At 45.0% G+C, this 17,648-nt stretch carries 12 protein-coding genes, 11 tRNA genes and 3 rRNA genes; 2 read left to right on the top strand and 24 right to left on the bottom strand.

Features of this window, described 5'->3' with window-relative positions:
- Positions 1-281: 281 nt before the first annotated feature.
- The 6 genes from glmS to sigW form a co-directional block, all read right to left on the bottom strand.
- A complete protein-coding gene (gene glmS / locus B5354_RS01390) occupies positions 282-2,084 on the bottom strand; it encodes a glutamine--fructose-6-phosphate transaminase (isomerizing) (protein WP_079525235.1) in 1,803 nt (600 codons plus the stop codon).
- Between the two features lie 464 nt (positions 2,085-2,548).
- Positions 2,549-3,898, bottom strand: a complete 1,350-nt coding sequence (gene glmM, locus B5354_RS01385) for a phosphoglucosamine mutase (RefSeq protein ID WP_079525233.1) — start codon at positions 3,896-3,898, stop codon at positions 2,549-2,551.
- A 51-nt stretch (positions 3,899-3,949) separates the two neighbouring features.
- Positions 3,950-4,918, bottom strand: coding sequence for a CdaR family protein (locus B5354_RS01380; RefSeq protein ID WP_079525231.1), 969 nt, complete (start codon positions 4,916-4,918; stop codon positions 3,950-3,952).
- Positions 4,911-5,729, bottom strand: a complete 819-nt coding sequence (gene cdaA, locus B5354_RS01375) for a diadenylate cyclase CdaA (RefSeq protein ID WP_079525229.1) — start codon at positions 5,727-5,729, stop codon at positions 4,911-4,913. The genes B5354_RS01380 and cdaA overlap by 8 nt, the downstream gene beginning before the upstream one ends.
- A gap of 188 nt (positions 5,730-5,917) precedes the next feature.
- Positions 5,918-6,577, bottom strand: a complete 660-nt coding sequence (locus B5354_RS01370; RefSeq protein ID WP_079525227.1) for an anti-sigma factor family protein — start codon at positions 6,575-6,577, stop codon at positions 5,918-5,920.
- Between the two features lie 15 nt (positions 6,578-6,592).
- Complete coding sequence (sigW, locus tag B5354_RS01365) at positions 6,593-7,156, bottom strand: RNA polymerase sigma factor SigW (RefSeq protein ID WP_079525225.1); 564 nt, start codon at positions 7,154-7,156, stop codon at positions 6,593-6,595.
- A 166-nt stretch (positions 7,157-7,322) separates the two neighbouring features.
- Between sigW and B5354_RS01360 the strand changes: the two genes are divergently transcribed.
- Positions 7,323-7,511 carry an aspartyl-phosphate phosphatase Spo0E family protein gene (locus tag B5354_RS01360; RefSeq protein WP_079525223.1) on the top strand — a complete coding sequence of 63 codons (189 nt, stop codon included), beginning with the start codon at positions 7,323-7,325 and terminating at the stop codon, positions 7,509-7,511.
- 8 nt (positions 7,512-7,519) lie between these two features.
- Here B5354_RS01360 and rocF read toward each other — a convergent pair whose 3' ends face one another.
- From rocF to B5354_RS01270, 18 genes are all read right to left on the bottom strand, one after another.
- On the bottom strand, positions 7,520-8,422 hold the full coding sequence (gene rocF / locus B5354_RS01355) for an arginase (RefSeq protein WP_079525221.1): 903 nt from the start codon (positions 8,420-8,422) through the stop codon (positions 7,520-7,522).
- An 83-nt stretch (positions 8,423-8,505) separates the two neighbouring features.
- Entirely contained in the window at positions 8,506-9,042 is a 537-nt protein-coding gene (locus B5354_RS01350) for an HAD-IIIA family hydrolase (RefSeq protein WP_281252723.1), read from the bottom strand.
- Between the two features lie 84 nt (positions 9,043-9,126).
- A tRNA-Ala gene (locus B5354_RS01345) sits at positions 9,127-9,202 on the bottom strand.
- A gap of 50 nt (positions 9,203-9,252) precedes the next feature.
- Positions 9,253-9,325 (bottom strand) — tRNA-Lys (locus B5354_RS01340).
- Between the two features lie 266 nt (positions 9,326-9,591).
- Positions 9,592-9,666 (bottom strand) — tRNA-Gln (locus B5354_RS01335).
- Positions 9,667-9,735: 69 nt separating this feature from the next.
- Positions 9,736-9,821, bottom strand: a tRNA-Tyr gene (locus B5354_RS01330).
- 19 nt (positions 9,822-9,840) lie between these two features.
- A tRNA-Thr gene (locus B5354_RS01325) sits at positions 9,841-9,916 on the bottom strand.
- Positions 9,917-9,922: 6 nt separating this feature from the next.
- Positions 9,923-9,998 (bottom strand) — tRNA-Val (locus B5354_RS01320).
- Positions 9,999-10,028: 30 nt separating this feature from the next.
- A tRNA-Glu gene (locus B5354_RS01315) sits at positions 10,029-10,103 on the bottom strand.
- Between the two features lie 17 nt (positions 10,104-10,120).
- Positions 10,121-10,192 (bottom strand) — tRNA-Thr (locus B5354_RS01310).
- Positions 10,193-10,195: 3 nt separating this feature from the next.
- Positions 10,196-10,270, bottom strand: a tRNA-Asn gene (locus tag B5354_RS01305).
- Between the two features lie 17 nt (positions 10,271-10,287).
- Positions 10,288-10,401, bottom strand: a 5S ribosomal RNA gene (gene rrf, locus B5354_RS01300).
- 190 nt (positions 10,402-10,591) lie between these two features.
- A 23S ribosomal RNA gene (locus B5354_RS01295) occupies positions 10,592-13,514 on the bottom strand.
- A 168-nt stretch (positions 13,515-13,682) separates the two neighbouring features.
- Positions 13,683-13,758 (bottom strand) — tRNA-Ala (locus B5354_RS01290).
- Between the two features lie 6 nt (positions 13,759-13,764).
- A tRNA-Ile gene (locus tag B5354_RS01285) sits at positions 13,765-13,841 on the bottom strand.
- Positions 13,842-13,960: 119 nt separating this feature from the next.
- Positions 13,961-15,527: ribosomal RNA gene (locus tag B5354_RS01280) — 16S ribosomal RNA — on the bottom strand.
- Together the 16S, 23S and 5S rRNA genes with 11 tRNA genes alongside form the textbook arrangement of a ribosomal RNA operon.
- 691 nt (positions 15,528-16,218) lie before the next feature.
- Complete coding sequence (locus B5354_RS01275) at positions 16,219-16,470, bottom strand: beta-phosphoglucomutase (protein WP_079525219.1); 252 nt, start codon at positions 16,468-16,470, stop codon at positions 16,219-16,221.
- Between the two features lie 74 nt (positions 16,471-16,544).
- The gene (locus B5354_RS01270) at positions 16,545-16,766 is read right to left on the bottom strand and encodes a hypothetical protein (RefSeq protein WP_079525217.1); all 222 of its coding nucleotides are present in this window, start codon (positions 16,764-16,766) and stop codon (positions 16,545-16,547) included.
- A 123-nt stretch (positions 16,767-16,889) separates the two neighbouring features.
- Here B5354_RS01270 and pdaB point away from each other — a divergent pair, with 123 nt between their 5' ends.
- A complete protein-coding gene (pdaB, locus tag B5354_RS01265) occupies positions 16,890-17,645 on the top strand; it encodes a polysaccharide deacetylase family sporulation protein PdaB (RefSeq protein ID WP_245804681.1) in 756 nt (251 codons plus the stop codon).
- Positions 17,646-17,648 lie beyond the last annotated feature (3 nt).

Raw genomic sequence — 17,648 nt, 5'->3', positions numbered from 1 at the left:
GACTCATATTGAAAATGTTATCAAATGGAGTGCGCAAATCAACTGTAGTAGTTTCTGTTAGAAATTTCAGAAGCACTATAACTCCACCTTCTAAGATGCTAATGGCTTTTAATGTATGCCATTTTATCAAATTTAATTTATTATGAAGTCGAGATAATTATTTAGGAAATTTCACCTCTTTGGGACGAAATCCTAGCTTTTAAAGTAAGGACCCTAACATTTAATTAGGGTCCTTATTAATTTCAACTTACTGAACAATTACATCAGTCAAAGTCTATTATTTATTCAACGGTCACACTTTTTGCCAGGTTTCTCGGCTTATCAACATCGCAGTCACGGTGAAGCGCTGCATAATAAGAAATCAGCTGAAATGGTACAACAGATACTAGCGGTGTCAGCAGGTCATGGACGTGAGGGATAACGAATGCATCGCCTTCTTTATCAAGACCCTTCATACTGATAATCATACTGTTCGCACCACGCGCTTCAACTTCCTGAACATTTCCACGAATGGAGTAATTCACGTTTTCCTGTGTGGCTAATGCGATAACAGGTGTACCTTCTTCAATTAATGCAATCGTTCCGTGCTTAAGTTCTCCTCCTGCAAACCCTTCGGCTTGAATATAAGAGATCTCTTTTAGTTTGAGCGAACCTTCTAAACCTACATAATAATCAATACCGCGGCCAATGAAGAAACAATTGCGGGTCACTGACAAATAGTCACGTGCCAGTTCTTCAAGTTCCTCTTTTTGGTCTGTTAAAGCTTCCATAGCATTAGCGACAATGCCCAGTTCTTGCATGGGGTCAAAGTCTAATTCGATGCCTTTTGCACGAGCAGTATCAACCGCTAGAATTGCGAGTACAGCCATTTGAGCTGTATAAGCTTTTGTTGAGGCTACAGCAATTTCCGGCCCTGCATGTAAGTGCATCGTATAATCCGCTTCTCGGGAAAGGGTGGATCCAGGAACGTTTGTGATCGTTAACGCTGGATGGCCTAATTTTTTCGTTTGAACTAGAACAGAACGGCTGTCTGCTGTTTCTCCACTCTGGGAAATATAGACGAATAATGGCTTTTCAGAAAGATGTGGCATGTTATAAGAAAACTCACTAGCCACATGGACTTCTACTGGGATATTTGCCAATTTCTCAATAAACTGCTTGCCTAAAAGACCAGCGTGGTAACTTGTGCCTGCTGCAATGATATAAATGCGGTCACATGTTTTCATAGCTTCCCTAATTTGTGGATCCAGCTTAATTTCATCGTTCTCGTTCTGATACTCTTGGATGATTTTACGAATAACAAATGGCTGTTCATCGATTTCCTTCAGCATAAAATGAGGGTATGTGCCCTTCTCGATATCTGTGGCATCGATTTCAGCCTTAAATGGTTCACGTGTAACTTGTTGACCGTCAGGATCTATAATCTTTACTTCTCCACGACGAAGGATTACAGTTTCTTTATCCATTAACTCAAGGAATTGATCTGTAACGTGAAGTGCGGCCATAGAATCACTAGCGACCATATTAAAGCCATCACCAAGACCAACTAGCAACGGGCTCTTGTTCTTGGCAACAAAAATGGTTTCACTATCCTCACTGTCGATTAGAGCAATCGCATAAGAACCGGTCAATAACTCAACAGCTTTACGGAAAGCCGCCGCAACGTCGTTAAGCTCGTTATAAAAAACTTCGATCAGCTGCACGATAATTTCTGTGTCTGTTTCACTTTGAAGCGCTACATCTTGCAGGTACTGATTGCGAATGTCCATATAGTTCTCGATTACCCCATTATGAACGATTGTGAAGCGCTCTGTTGAACTTTGGTGGGGGTGTGCATTCTCACGGCTCGGTGCTCCGTGTGTCGCCCAACGAGTGTGTCCAATTCCCATTGTGGCATGGACGTCTTCGTTAACTGCTTCTCTTAAGGCAGCAATCCTTCCTTTTACCTTGGAAACATGAACCCCGCCTGCATTACGCACAGCAATCCCCGCAGAATCATATCCGCGATATTCAAGTTTTTCTAAACCACTTAGCAAAATGTCTTTCGTATCTTTCTGTCCGATATATCCTACAATTCCACACATAATTGGTATCCTCCTATAGTAAGAAAGGAGCAACCGACATGCGTATTCAGGGGCAGTCGATCGCCCCTTCCCCGTAAACAAATTTTGAAATCACTTTGTTCATGTGATTTGGACAAAGAGTCGCCTCTCTGGTTTAACACATGGACATACGGTTGAAGTGTAACAACCGGGAGACATCCGCCGAACGCTCGATGATTCTCCTCCTCGTCAACTGTGTTATTTATTTCAACACACAGCCCTGGCGCTTTATGAAAAAAATGTCTGCTTTCCTCCTTCATGTATTTGAATAAAGTCTCTACCTTAACTGTCTAAACAAACTCCGTTATTTTTTCAGAGACATTCTTCATTCTACCCGATATCAGATAAATTGGTCAACAACAATTTTCCTTCGTTATAGGATTGTTAAACGCTTGTAATAACATATGCGCAGGAAGCCATCTTGTGCTCCCTGCGCATATAGTGACCTATTCTTTCATCCCTAATTCTTCTTCCACAACCTGAACAACTTTTTGAACATATTCTTCACATTGTTCTTCCGTTGGGGCTTCAGCCATGATCCGGACAAGCGGCTCTGTTCCCGAAGGTCTAACGAGTACTCGTCCGCTTTCACCCATTTCAGCTTCTACGGCTTGAATGGTCTCTTGAATTCGAGGATGAGTCTGAACCCGCTGCTTATCAATGACACGAACATTTTTCAAAACTTGCGGGAATTTCCTCATTTCAGCGGCAAGTTCTGACAATGGCTTCCCAGTATCTTTCAAGACATTTACAAGCTGGAGAGCGGTGAGCATGCCATCCCCTGTGGTGTTATGATCCAAGAAGATAATATGGCCAGACTGCTCACCACCAAGGTTATAGCCTCCCCGACGCATTTCTTCCATAACATAACGGTCCCCAACAGCGGTTTTATCACTCTTCATCCCGTGGGTTTCAATGGCTTTATAAAAACCAAGATTGCTCATAACAGTAGAAACAACAGTCGAGTGATTCAAGGTTCCATTTTCATTCATATATTTGGCACAAACGTACATGATACGATCCCCGTCGACGATGTTTCCCTTTTCATCAACAGCGATTAAACGATCACCATCGCCATCAAAGGCCAGTCCAATATCAGCACCTTTTTCGATCACTAATTTCTGGAGTGCTTCGGGGTGAGTGGACCCAACATTTTTGTTAATATTAAGCCCATCAGGTGTAGACCCAATGGATGAGATGTCCGCTTCAAGATCAGCAAACAAGTGTGAAGCCAATGATGACGTTGCACCGTGTGCACAATCAAGAGCAATATGCAATCCCTCAAAATCATACTCTACCGTTTGCTTCAAGTACTGCATATACTTTTGTCCGCCTTCAAAATAGTCATTAATCTGACCAAGATCTGCTCCTGCTGGACGAGGTAACTTGTCTTCTTCCCCATCAATCAAAGCTTCTATCTCAGCTTCCTGATCGTCCGTTAGTTTAAATCCATCGGGACCGAAAAATTTAATTCCATTATCTTCGACAGGATTGTGTGAAGCGGATATCATAATTCCTGCTTCCGCCTGAAGGGCTTTAGTCAGGTAAGCCACTCCTGGGGTTGAGATCACTCCTAGTCGCATAACCTCAGCTCCGATGGATAGAAGTCCGGCAGCTAAAGCCCCCTCAAACATCTCGCCTGAGATACGTGTATCACGTCCAATTAATATTTTTGGCCTTTGCACGTTTTTAGTAAGGACATAACCGCCAAAACGACCAAGTTTAAAAGCAAATTCAGGTGTGAGCTCTTTATTGGCCACACCTCGAACTCCATCCGTGCCAAAATATTTACCCATATATAGTAACCTCTCTTTCCTAATCCCCAAAATTCAATTTTTTGTTATTGATTATGCTGCTCCTGCTTGCTCTACATTTATATCTACTTCTACTGTGTTTGGTTCGACACTGTCGACGCCTTCAGGAAGCGGGATCTCAACCTCTTTTGTCTGGTCTCCTGTAACTTCTGTCACATCGACAGGAATCTCCTCAAGACTATTTATTTCACTCAATACGTCTTTAGGCCCGCTAATCACCACTTCCTTTGTTTCTGTAGTGATACTGTCCACAATAACCCCTTCAGGTGCGCCCCCTCTAGGTACTACCGATATTGGAACTGTCTTTTCAGGCTTCTTAATCGGTACAGTTACTTCCACCGTTGAAGGATCTGAAAGAACATTTAATTCGTTCCCTTGTACATCGTAAACTTTCACAGGAGACTCGAGATTTTCAATGGTCTCATCCGCAGATCCCACGTCTACAATGGTTTGAACAAGAGCTACCCGGTCTATCACACTGGCTGCTCCCGTGATCGTCACCGTTTTTGGTTCGACTTTCGGTTCTCCTATGACATACTCATTTTCAATCTTACTTTCATTTATATAATCGACACTGACATTAAAGTCTTCACTGTCTTTTTCTTCAATCGTTACTTCCACCACTTTGGGTTCAATATTGACAGTTAAATTACTTGTTATACCCGTATGCTGCAAGGAAACTTCATGTGTGCCAGGCCCTAGATCAGTCAGGTCTGCATATATAGTAAAGTTCTTTTGTCTCACAACAGGAGCCGTTGCCCCTTGTGGACCCTGCACAGATACCACAACGTCTTGAGGAAGACCGCTTACAACATATTGTTCACTATCAAACTGTACCTCGAGCGGGATGTTATTCATAATTTCCATATCAGAAGATCCCTCACTTAACCATTGATCCTCTGAATCCATACTATCGTCGATATTAATCGATACCCATAAAAGCACAGCTAATAGCAATGAGATAATTCGGATAAACCAGCGATTCCTAAATAAATTATCCATTCTTCTTCCCCCTCCAACTCCAAGATTTTGAGGCAGGGGTTTTGGATCCGAAATCTAGTTCATTCCTAAGAATGTTTTCTAAAGTCTCCTGGCTTAAATCTCGATGGAGTTCACCGCTTTTTGTACAAGAGATAGCTCCTGTTTCCTCCGACACAACGATTGTCAGAGCATCTGTTACTTCGCTTATTCCCATTGCTGCCCTATGTCGTGTCCCTAATTCCTTAGAAATAAACGGGCTCTCCGACAGAGGTAAGTAACAGGCCGCTGCGACTATTTCATTATCTTTAAGTATCACAGCCCCGTCATGGAGCGGTGTATTCGGAATAAATATGTTCGTTAAAAGTTCATTCGATAAATGACCGCCAACAGTAATACCCGTTTCAACGTAATCACCCATTCCTGTTTCACGCTCGATCGTAATTAGTGCACCGATGCGCCGTTTAGCCATGTAGTTACAGGATTTGATAATGGCCTGAATCGACTTCTCCTTATCTTCCTCTTCCGTAGAGGTACGACTAAAGAAACTTCCACGTCCTAATTGCTCCAGAGCTCTTCTTAATTCAGGCTGAAATAGAATAATAATCCCGAGAAAACCCCATGTCATCGCTTGTGACATCAGCCACCTGAGAGTGCTTAGTCCAGTTAAATTACTCAGTAACCATACCCCTAGAACAACGAAGATTCCTTTCAACAGTTGAACGGCCTTCGTCCCCTGGATAAGCATGATTAATTTATATACAACAAACCAGACAAGGGCGATATCAATAGCAATTAGCAGATAATCTAATACATCATTTCCCCCATCAAGCATGCCTACACTTCCTTTTATAAAAAATTGCCATAGCCTGTGTTATTATATCATACTTTTACTTTTACGAATATTGCTAGGAATGGGGGAATTTAAAATTCAAAAGCTGCTCGTTTAGTCCCCTAATGGGATAGCGAGGCTTTTTTACGTTAAAAAGAAGACCACTATGAATTTTCATAGCGGTCCCTCCACTAGTTATCTGATTCCTCTGATTCTAATGATAAAAGCTCCGTGGTGAATTTCTTCACGTGATACCATACCCATTCAAATACTTGGTTAACTTCATGAATCTCACCACTAACATATGCCTGATATTTCTTACCATTAGTAATCTCATCAAGTTCTGATTCTGTAACCATATCACCATTAATGAGCGTGATATCACCATTAATCTTGCCATCTATCTTAAGATCACCGTTCCGAACAACTAAATCACCTTCTACGGTTACGCCTTCGGGAACGATCACTGTATTATCACGAATCACTAGATCATCCTGTTTTGATACGGTTACTTGCTGATCTTGATTCCAAGCAGAAAATATCCCGCTAAACATTAAAATGAAAAACACAGCAGCTGCTGTAATAATTGGATGCCTTTGCAGCCAGCGAACATAGTTTTTTCTCTTTTTCTCTTTTGGAAGGCTGGACATTACATTAGATGTGAAATTTGAAGGTGCTGTAATGGGTCCAGCATTTTTTACTAATGTGATAGACCGCTTCAACTCATGGAAATGAGCCTGGCAAGCTGTGCATCCTTGTAAGTGGTCACGCAGTCGTCTCTCATCTTCTTTTAGCAGGTCGCCATCTAAATACTTGTGCATGAGCGCCACAGCTTCTTTATTGCAATTCATTCCCTCTCAACTCCTTTACACATGCCGAAGCCTTTTACGTAAGGCTTCCCTGCCTCTGTGAATTCTTGTCTTTACAGTCCCAATAGGAATATCTAATACTTCAGCAATTTCCTGAAGAGACAATTCATCTAAATACCTGAGTACGATAATACTTCGATATTTAGGGGGCAGGGCGAGAATTTCTCGGTGAATGTAACTTTGCAGCTCAAGGCTTTCTACCTCTTCCTCCGGCAACGCTTGATCAACCGCCAGTTGGGAGTACATGTTTAATCCATTCGTCCCTCTTACCTCAGCATCGAGATAATAATCTGGTTTCTTCTTCCTGATACGATCAATCGTTAAATTCGTGGCAATACGATATAGCCAAGTAGAGAACTTCCTCCGCTCGTCAAACGTATTAATGTTAGTGTAGGCCCGAATAAATGCCTCCTGAGCAAGATCTTCTGCTTCATAAGCATTCCCAATCATCCGATAACAGATATGATATACTTTATTTTGATAAAAGGACACGATATCTTCAAACGCAGACTGGTCACCCTTTTTTACTTCTTTAATTTTTTTCATAATCATGGTTTCCATTTACTATACCTCCGCCATCTGTGCGGTTGTTCTCCTCATACGAATGAGAGGAGCAAAAGGTTTCAAAAATTCTATAACTGTTTATTTTTCCTAGTATAATGTTTATTATATAGTAAAATGGGTATAAGAAAAACGTATGAAAAAATTCCCATAGGAGGTGGAGGAAATGGAAAAAGAGTTCATGTTGCTTGAAGAGATTGAAGTTTGCAGAAAAGAAATGAGCAGGTTAGCTCACGAAAATGCATTAACTTCTGAAGAGGTGGTTCGCATAAGTGTGAAGCTGGATCGTTTATTAAACGAGTTTGAAACTTTAAAACAAAAGCAACTTACCCCGCGAAAGGTAAGCTGCTCCTAAATTCCCCATTATTTTAAACTTTCTCCAAAAAGTGACCCCATTAGACCCACAGCCATATTTGCTGTTTTATTTTTCTCATCTAAGATAGGGTTTACCTCTACAAACTCTGCTGACGTAATCATGCTGGATTGAAACAGCATCTCCATCGCTAAATGACTCTCCCGATAGCTTAACCCGCCCATTACAGGAGTTCCTACACCCGGGGCTTCCTCAGGATCCAATCCATCTAAGTCTAAGCTTAAATGAACACCATCTGTACGTTCCTTTAAGTATTCAATCGTTTCTTCTACTACTTGGGACATCCCTATACGATCTACTTCATGCATGGTGTACACCTTAATACCCTTTTCTTTAATCAGAACCCTTTCGCCTTCATCCAATGAACGGGCACCAATAATTACAATGTTCTCGGGTTTGATTTTCGGTTGATAATCATGAATATTAGTCAGCTTTTCGTGCCCAATTCCCAGGCTCACTGCTAATGGCATCCCATGAATATTTCCCGAAGGAGAACTATCTCCTGTATTTAAATCACCGTGTGCATCATACCAGATGACACCTAAATTATCATAGTGCTTAGCAATACCGGCCAATGAACCCATAGCAATACTGTGGTCTCCCCCTAGAACAAGCGGAAAATTCCCTTTTTCTATAACTTCGTCTACCTTTTCAGCTAATCGATAGTTACCTTCTGCTACTTCATTCAAATTACGGAGGTTGTCCAGTTTGTTATCATCTTTTTGGGCAGGTCGTTTGATTTCAATATCTCCGAGATCTTCAATCGTATATTTTAAATTTTCCAGACGCTCAACAATGCCTGCATAACGAATAGCACTTGGTCCCATGTCAACACCTCGGCGCATTTGGCCTAAGTCCATAGGTACTCCAATTATAGATAGCTGTTTATTCATAAGTAATGTCCTCCTTTGTTTCTTTAATTGTAGACGTTTTCATACAAGTGGTTCAACCGCACATCTTTCTGCATATATATACGTTATTTGCACGCCAACAGCCAATCTAATGCATGAATAATATCTTTAGCAATCCACTTTATATCTGTTTTTATGTCTAACTGTTGCCACTGTCTTAGCGAATCTCCTCCAGCGCCTGTAGTTACAAGGATCCCTTTACAACCAGCAAGTTCAGCTGCCTGCATGTCTGTCAAACGATCACCTATCACATAACAATCTTCTGGTTGTAACCCATGATCTTCACAAGCACGTTCAATCATCCCCGTCCCCGGTTTTCGGCACCTGCACCCTGCTTTTGGCTTGTGGGGACAGACATAGACGCCATCAAGACCAAAACCGTTCATTTCTTCTTGAAAACTTTTAACAGTTGCATGCCCCTCAGCAATCCCTGGCTGATTGGTGAAGGAAAATAGCTTCATCTCATTCTCTTGCACCTCACGAAACTTAGCTTGAACACCTGGGTACAATTGAAATTCACCTGGATACTCTATTCTATCTGATCCACCCATGGTTCCATCACGATCGACAAAAATAGCTTTCACTAGTTTTCTCTCCTTTATGAAGGTCTTTATATATGATCAAGAAACAGAACATACCAAAAAAAGCTGATATCTATTATGATATCAGCTTAAGCTTATATGTATTGGTGGAGCCTAGCGGGATCGAACCGCTGACCTCCTGCGTGCAAAGCAGGCGCTCTCCCAGCTGAGCTAAGGCCCCTAGAGTATTAATGAGAGACGGATATTGCATAGCAATTCCGTCTCTCGGGATGAGCCATGGAGGGCTCGAACCTCCGACCCTCTGATTAAAAGTCAGATGCTCTACCAACTGAGCTAATGGCTCATATTCAATAATGACGCTCATGCTTTCGCACGTGATGCTCGTCGTGTTGCAAGTAAAAACAGTGAAGCCGCACTCCTCACAAGCCTGCAAGGAAGTAACGCAAGTAGGTGGCTTGCTCTACCAACTGAGCTAATGGCTCATATTTAATAATGACGCTCATGCTTTCGTAAGTCATACTCATCGTAAAAAAAACTTTAAATCGGTAACAAGGGCGTTTATGTATTTCCTGTAAAATAAAAAAAGCCTTATTTCCTATTAAGATAAAATGGCTGGGCCAGCTGGATTCGAACCAGCGCATGACGGTACCAAAAACCGTTGCCTTACCGCTTGGCTATGGCCCAACATTACAAAAATTAGTATGTACTGTTTAATAAAACTTATACACTAAAAGATGAAATTTAGTAATTAAATGGTGGAGGGAGCAGGACTCGAACCTGCGAACCCGATGGGAGCGGATTTACAGTCCGCCGCGTTTGGCCAACTTCGCTATCCCTCCATTGTTATGCAAGCGTTAATGGTGCCGGCCAGAGGACTTGAACCCCCAACCTACTGATTACAAATCAGTTGCTCTGCCAGTTGAGCTAGGCCGGCGATAAATGGTGGAGGATGCAGGGCTCGAACCTGCGACCCCTTGCTTGTAAGGCAAGTGCTCTCCCAGCTGAGCTAATCCTCCAAGGTTAAAGTTCATTAGGTGAAAAATTAGTGGTGACCCGTACGGGATTCGAACCCGTGTTACCGCCGTGAAAGGGCGGTGTCTTAACCACTTGACCAACGGGCCATTACAAATATCTTCAGAGCTTCCAGCCGGACTTGAACCGGCGACCCCTTCCTTACCATGGAAGTGCTCTACCACTGAGCTATGGAAGCAAGTGGCTCCACCGGTAGGATTCGAACCTACGACCGATCGGTTAACAGCCGATTGCTCTACCACTGAGCTACGGTGGAATAAGTATAAAGATATGACGTGGCCGCGTCCTACTCTCACGGGGATCGACCCGACTACCATCGGCGCTGAAGAGCTTAACTGCTGTGTTCGGCATGGGAACAGGTGTGACCTCTTCGCTGTCGCCACCACATCATTTTATAAAGAAGGGTAAACCTTCAAAACTGGATAAGACACTCAAGTTATCAAACATATTTTATCATCTAGCTCCGACTCCCAAGTCCTCATGTTCTAAGCTATCTCCCCTCAAGGCTGAAAAACCACAGCCTTAATGTGAGCTTGCTTAGCCCAGCGGACTTAAACGGTCGTCTCCGCTTTTGAATATAGTTAAGTCATCGATTGATTAGTATCCGTCAGCTCCACGTGTCACCACGCTTCCACCTCGAACCTATCGACCTCATCGTCTCTGAGGAATCTTACTTACTTGGCGTAAGGGGAAATCTCATCTCAAGGGGGGCTTCATGCTTAGATGCTTTCAGCACTTATCCCGTCCACACGTAGCTACCCAGCCATGCTCCTGGCGGAACAACTGGTACACCAGCGGTGTGTCCATCCCGGTCCTCTCGTACTAAGGACAGCTCCTTTCAGATTTCCAACGCCCACGACGGATAGGGACCGAACTGTCTCACGACGTTCTGAACCCAGCTCGCGTACCGCTTTAATGGGCGAACAGCCCAACCCTTGGGACCGACTACAGCCCCAGGATGCGATGAGCCGACATCGAGGTGCCAAACCTCCCCGTCGATGTGGACTCTTGGGGGAGATAAGCCTGTTATCCCCGGGGTAGCTTTTATCCGTTGAGCGACGGCCCTTCCATACGGTACCGCCGGATCACTAAGCCCGACTTTCGTCCCTGCTCGACTTGTAAGTCTCGCAGTCAAGCTCCCTTGTGCCTTTACACTCTGCGAATGATTTCCAACCATTCTGAGGGAACCTTTGGGCGCCTCCGTTACTCTTTAGGAGGCGACCGCCCCAGTCAAACTGCCCACCTGACACTGTCTCCGAACCGGATCACGGTCCTGGGTTAGAATGTCCGTACAGCCAGGGTGGTATCCCACCAGCGCCTCCACCGAAGCTAGCGCTCCGGTTTCTCAGGCTCCCACCTATCCTGTACAAGCTGTACCAACATTCAATATCAGGCTACAGTAAAGCTCCACGGGGTCTTTCCGTCCTGTCGCGGGTAATGCGCATCTTCACGCATAGTATAATTTCACCGGGTCTCTCGTTGAGACAGTGCCCAAGTCGTTGCACCTTTCGTGCGGGTCGGAACTTACCCGACAAGGAATTTCGCTACCTTAGGACCGTTATAGTTACGGCCGCCGTTTACTGGGGCTTCGGTTCAACGCTTCGCGCTTACGCGCTAACGCATCCCCTTAACCTTCCAGCACCGGGCAGGTGTCAGCCCCTATACTTCGCCTTACGGCTTCGCAGAGACCTGTGTTTTTGGTAAACAGTCGCTTGGGCCTTTTCACTGCGGCTCCTCGGCAGAGGAGCACCCCTTCTCCCGAAGTTACGGGGTCATTTTGCCGAGTTCCTTAACGAGAGTTCTCCCGCTCACCTTAGGATCCTCTCCTCGCCTACCTGTGTTGGTTTGCGGTACGGGCGCCTCTTTCCTCACTAGAGGATTTTCTTGGCAGTGTGAACTCAGGAGCTTCGGTACTTTAGTTCCCTCCCCGTCACAGCTTGACGTTGCCGAGTGGATTTGCCTGCCTCGACCGTCTCACTGCTTGGACGCACGCTTCCAATGGTGCGCTCTCCTTATCCTCCTGCGTCCCCCCGTCGTTCAAACGGAAAGGAGGCGGTACAGGAATATCAACCTGTTGTCCATCGCCTACGCCTTTCGGCCTCGGCTTAGGTCCCGACTAACCCTGAGAGGACGAGCCTTCCTCAGGAAACCTTGGGCTTTCGGTGAAAGAGATTCTCACTCTTTGTTCGCTACTCATACCGGCATTCTCACTTCTAAGCGCTCCACCAGTCCTTACGGTCTGACTTCGCCGCCCTTAGAACGCTCTCCTACCACTGATCCATTCGGATCAATCCGCAGCTTCGGTGGTGTGTTTAGCCCCGGTATATTTTCGGCGCAGAGTCACTCGACCAGTGAGCTATTACGCACTCTTTCAATGATGGCTGCTTCTAAGCCAACATCCTGGTTGTCTAAGCAACTCCACATCCTTTTCCACTTAACACACACTTAGGGACCTTAGCTGGCGGTCTGGGCTGTTTCCCTCTCGACCATGAACCTTATCACCCATGGTCTGACTCCCAGAACAAAGTCGCTGGCATTCGGAGTTTGACTGAATTCGGTAACCCGGTAGGGGCCCCTCGTCCAATCAGTGCTCTACCTCCAAGACTTTCTATTCTGAGGCTAGCCCTAAAGCTATTTCGGAGAGAACCAGCTATCTCCGTGTTCGATTGGCATTTCACCCCTACCCACACCTCATCCCCGCAATTTTCAACTTGCGTGGGTTCGGGCCTCCAGTCAGTGTTACCTGACCTTCACCCTGGACATGGGTAGATCACACGGTTTCGGGTCTACGACCGCATACTCATTCGCCCTATTCAGACTCGCTTTCGCTGCGGCTCCGCTTCTGACGCTTAACCTTGCATACAGTCGTAACTCGCCGGTTCATTCTACAAAAGGCACGCCGTCACCCATCAATGGGCTCCGACTACTTGTAGGCACACGGTTTCAGGTTCTCTTTCACTCCCCTTCCGGGGTGCTTTTCACCTTTCCCTCACGGTACTGGTTCACTATCGGTCACTAGGGAGTATTTAGCCTTGGGAGATGGTCCTCCCGGATTCCGACGGAATTCCTCGTGTTCCGCCGTACTCAGGATCCACTCCGGAGAAAAGAAGATGTCGATTACAGGGCTCTTACCTGCTCTGGCTGATCGTTCCAGATCGATTCATCTATCTTCTTTTTTGGTAACTCCAAAGGAGTGTCCTACAACCCCAGAAAGCAAGCTTTCTGGTTTGGGCTGATTCCGTTTCGCTCGCCGCTACTTGGGAAATCGCGTTTGCTTTCTCTTCCTCCGGGTACTGAGATGTTTCAGTTCCCCGGGTCTGCCTTCGTCTACCTATGTATTCAGTAAACGATCCTGCTCCATTACGAGCAGGGGGTTCCCCCATTCGGAAATCTTCGGTGCACAGCCTACTTACGGCTTCCCAAAGCATATCGGTGTTAGTCCCGTCCTTCATCGGCTCCTAGCACCAAGGCATCCACCGTGCGCCCTTATTCACTTAACTATCTGTGAAAAGACGTTTTAAAAATTGATGTTTGATGTCTTGTCATCCCGTGTTGATCTGACGATCCAACACGTTCTGAAAATATCTTATCCAGTTTTCAAGGTTCATCCCATTCTAAGGGTTGCTTTTAAAACACAAGAATGTCATTGTGTTTTAAAATTCATTATATGGTGGAGCCTAGCGGGATCGAACCGCTGACCTCCTGCGTGCAAAGCAGGCGCTCTCCCAGCTGAGCTAAGGCCCCGTTGAATGGTGGGCCTGAGTGGACTCGAACCACCGACCTCACGCTTATCAGGCGTGCGCTCTAACCAGCTGAGCTACAGGCCCATTCACAGGGATCATTATATTTTTGATCTCTCAAAACTGAACAACCAACCATGTACGTCCTCTGTATGCGGCAGCTTCCGTCACCCGTAAGGGTGCTTCCACCTTGCATATTTCCTTAGAAAGGAGGTGATCCAGCCGCACCTTCCGATACGGCTACCTTGTTACGACTTCACCCCAATCATTGGCCCCACCTTCGGCGGCTGGCTCCATAAAGGTTACCTCACCGACTTCGGGTGTTGCCAACTCTCGTGGTGTGACGGGCGGTGTGTACAAGGCCCGGGAACGTATTCACCGCGGCATGCTGATCCGCGATTACTAGCGATTCCGGCTTCATGCAGGCGAGTTGCAGCCTGCAATCCGAACTGAGAATGGTTTTATGGGATTTGCTACACCTTGCGGCTTCGCTGCCCTTTGTACCATCCATTGTAGCACGTGTGTAGCCCAGGTCATAAGGGGCATGATGATTTGACGTCATCCCCGCCTTCCTCCGGTTTGTCACCGGCAGTCACCTTAGAGTGCCCAACTGAATGCTGGCAACTAAGATTAGGGGTTGCGCTCGTTGCGGGACTTAACCCAACATCTCACGACACGAGCTGACGACAACCATGCACCACCTGTCACTTGGTCCCCGAAGGGAAGACCCTATCTCTAGGGCGGTCCAAGGATGTCAAGACCTGGTAAGGTTCTTCGCGTTGCTTCGAATTAAACCACATGCTCCACCGCTTGTGCGGGCCCCCGTCAATTCCTTTGAGTTTCAGCCTTGCGGCCGTACTCCCCAGGCGGAGTGCTTAATGCGTTAACTTCAGCACTAAGGGGTGGAAGCCCCCTAACACCTAGCACTCATCGTTTACGGCGTGGACTACCAGGGTATCTAATCCTGTTTGCTACCCACGCTTTCGCACCTCAGCGTCAGAAACAGACCAGAGAGTCGCCTTCGCCACTGGTGTTCCTCCACATATCTACGCATTTCACCGCTACACGTGGAATTCCACTCTCCTCTTCTGTCCTCAAGTTCCCCAGTTTCCAATGACCCTCCACGGTTGAGCCGTGGGCTTTCACATCAGACTTAAGAAACCGCCTGCGCGCGCTTTACGCCCAATAATTCCGGACAACGCTTGCCCCCTACGTATTACCGCGGCTGCTGGCACGTAGTTAGCCGGGGCTTCCTCGTTAGGTACCGTCAAGGTACCGCTCTATTCGCACGGTACTTGTTCTTCCCTAACAACAGAACTTTACGATCCGAAGACCTTCATCGTTCACGCGGCGTTGCTCCGTCAGACTTTCGTCCATTGCGGAAGATTCCCTACTGCTGCCTCCCGTAGGAGTCTGGGCCGTGTCTCAGTCCCAGTGTGGCCGATCACCCTCTCAGGTCGGCTACGCATCGTCGCCTTGGTGAGCTATTACCTCACCAACTAGCTAATGCGCCGCGGGCCCATCTGTAAGTGATAGCCAAAGGCCATCTTTTACCTCTCTCTCATGCGAAAAAAAGGATTACCCGGCATTAGCCCCGGTTTCCCGGAGTTATTCCGATCTTACAGGCAGGTTGCCCACGTGTTACTCACCCGTCCGCCGCTCATTCCACAGGCATCACCCCCGAAGGGGATCTGCCTGCTTCCTGCGCTCGACTTGCATGTATTAGGCACGCCGCCAGCGTTCGTCCTGAGCCAGGATCAAACTCTCCATAAAAGTAAAGTTTGCTTGTGCATGGATGCACTGACTTCAACGTTGCAACAGGACGTTGCGAACTTCGTTGAAGTTCCTTAACTCTTTGCACACCGAATGTGCTTGTTTGAATTCCCTCTATAGAATAGAAAGAATGTGTTGACGTACTGGTTGGTTCGTTCAGTTTTCAAAGATCAAATCAATATGCTGTCGTTTTAGCGACAAGATTTATTCTATCGCGTCTAGATCATAAAGTCAACAACTTTTTTCAACAAAGTTGTTGGTTTCTAAAAGGCCGATGTTGTTTCCGTTCGCCCTTTCCCGACAACGATTAATAATATAGCATAGAATGAAAAGATAGTGCAATAACTTTTAAGGAATTTCTCATATTTCTTTTACCTTTTTAACAGTTGACCAAACATAAAGAGAAATAATCATGAAAAAAACCCGAAAAATAGGCTTCGAGTTTTAAGGAAATGATTAAAATTATGAGAAGACTTGTTTAGTCAACTGGTCTAACGTCAACTCCCTGGTGTCAGCGAAAATCCAATCATCCATGAATAATGGGGCCAGCTTCCCCTTTTTCATCCTGGTGACATCGACAATGGTGCCCAATAGTGCAGTAACCTGTAACCGTTCTACAAAAGGCTTGGCATTGCGGCTGTCTGAAGCCTAGCCTGTTTTTATGCCAGCTTGATTAACCTCATTCATAAAGTCAATAATTCGAGATAATAATCTTCAGGTGTAATATATATCCAATCATTTTATAATGTTCGTTCTTCTTCATTGCTTGATGGCTCTTTTCTTCCTCATTAAGATGCAGACCGCTGTGCTTCAAAATCATATTTAAAGAGTCAATCCAGCTTACCCCTTTTCGTTTTTCATTACGGTCAAATGGAATATCAGCTAAAGCGTTCCTAGCCAAATAATGATATTCAACCGTATCTGTGATCACCATCCAGGTCAAAAATAATCGCTCTTATATGTTTCTTCTATTCACACTCTCCCTCCCGTATTAAGTGTGAATATAACATACCAAAGTTAATTCTGCTTTTTCTTCTTCGGCATATATTGCAAGCATTCTTCTCTGCTTGCAAACCTTCTAAATAACTGAAATAATACACCATATCTTTCTTCCATGGCAGCCTTTATTTCCGAATCAATCCGGTGATCACCCAAATCAAACGTGATTTCCTCCATCTCCCTTTTTAACAAGTACTCTATTTCAAGCTGTTCATTATCATTAATCATGAAACCGTACATTGTCTTCCACCCTCTTTCAAGTAACTCCTTTTATTTTTACCCTGTTTTTACGATTTCTAGCATAGTTTGTCCATATTTTTCATAACCATGGACTATATAGAGGTAAAAAGGAGTTGCTGTAGCGTGAGTTTTTATACATGGAAAACAGATCGAATCAAACGTTATAGTCTAATTATTATCCTTGCATTGTTTTGTGCATTTATGATGTGGATCGGCCAACGTAGTCAACTCCCTGTTTTTTCAAATGATGGCGAGTCGAGGGCTTTATCTAAGGGAAATGGTGACCAGCCATTTATCGCCTTAACGTTTAATATTAGCTGGGGAAATGAAAAGGTACATGATATCCTGGAAAAATTAAAAACTCATAAGGCGAAGGCTACATTCTTCCTAAGCGGAAGCTGGGCAGAGCGACATCCGGATATTGTAGAAGATATTCATGAAGGTAAACATGAAATTGCTATGATGGGATATGAATACGAAAGCTATGCAAAGATGGAGCCTGAGCAAATAAGAAAGGATATTCAAAAGGCTAAAGAGGCTTTTGAAAAGTTAGGGTTTGAAGATGTCAATTATTTGCGCCCTCCGCACGGTCACTTAAACCAGGAAGTATTAACAGCCATCGAAAAGGAAGGCCTTGAAACAGTTCAGTGGAGCCTCAATCCGCGTGATTGGGAAAATCCTGGCACGAACGCAATCATAAATCAAATCATGGAGAATAGTTCAAAAGGGGATATAATCTTGCTGCATGCCTCTGATTCAATCAAGCAAACAGCCAAAGCACTGGAAGTAATTATTCCGGGACTTAAACAAAAAGATCTTAAATTTGTTACGATTACTGAATTAGTTAACGGTGGTCAGGCAAAAATTAAAGAAGAATGAAAA

This window comes from Halobacillus hunanensis, assembly GCF_900166655.1.
In the GTDB taxonomy this organism is placed as follows: domain Bacteria; phylum Bacillota; class Bacilli; order Bacillales; family Halobacillaceae; genus Halobacillus_A; species Halobacillus_A hunanensis.
Note: the sequence above shows the minus strand (reverse complement) of the source record. Positions and strands in the feature narration are given on the sequence as shown.

Coding starts and splice junctions, on each gene's coding strand:
- glmM (WP_079525233.1), bottom strand. CDS start 3,898: ATGGGTAAATATTTTGGCACGGATGGAGTTCGAGGTGTGGCCAATAAA.
- sigW (WP_079525225.1), bottom strand. CDS start 7,156: ATGGAAACCATGATTATGAAAAAAATTAAAGAAGTAAAAAAGGGTGAC.
- B5354_RS01360 (WP_079525223.1), top strand. CDS start 7,323: ATGGAAAAAGAGTTCATGTTGCTTGAAGAGATTGAAGTTTGCAGAAAA.
- rocF (WP_079525221.1), bottom strand. CDS start 8,422: ATGAATAAACAGCTATCTATAATTGGAGTACCTATGGACTTAGGCCAA.
- B5354_RS01270 (WP_079525217.1), bottom strand. CDS start 16,766: ATGTACGGTTTCATGATTAATGATAATGAACAGCTTGAAATAGAGTAC.
- glmS (WP_079525235.1), bottom strand. CDS start 2,084: ATGTGTGGAATTGTAGGATATATCGGACAGAAAGATACGAAAGACATT.
- B5354_RS01370 (WP_079525227.1), bottom strand. CDS start 6,577: ATGAATTGCAATAAAGAAGCTGTGGCGCTCATGCACAAGTATTTAGAT.
- cdaA (WP_079525229.1), bottom strand. CDS start 5,729: ATGCTTGATGGGGGAAATGATGTATTAGATTATCTGCTAATTGCTATT.
- B5354_RS01380 (WP_079525231.1), bottom strand. CDS start 4,918: ATGGATAATTTATTTAGGAATCGCTGGTTTATCCGAATTATCTCATTG.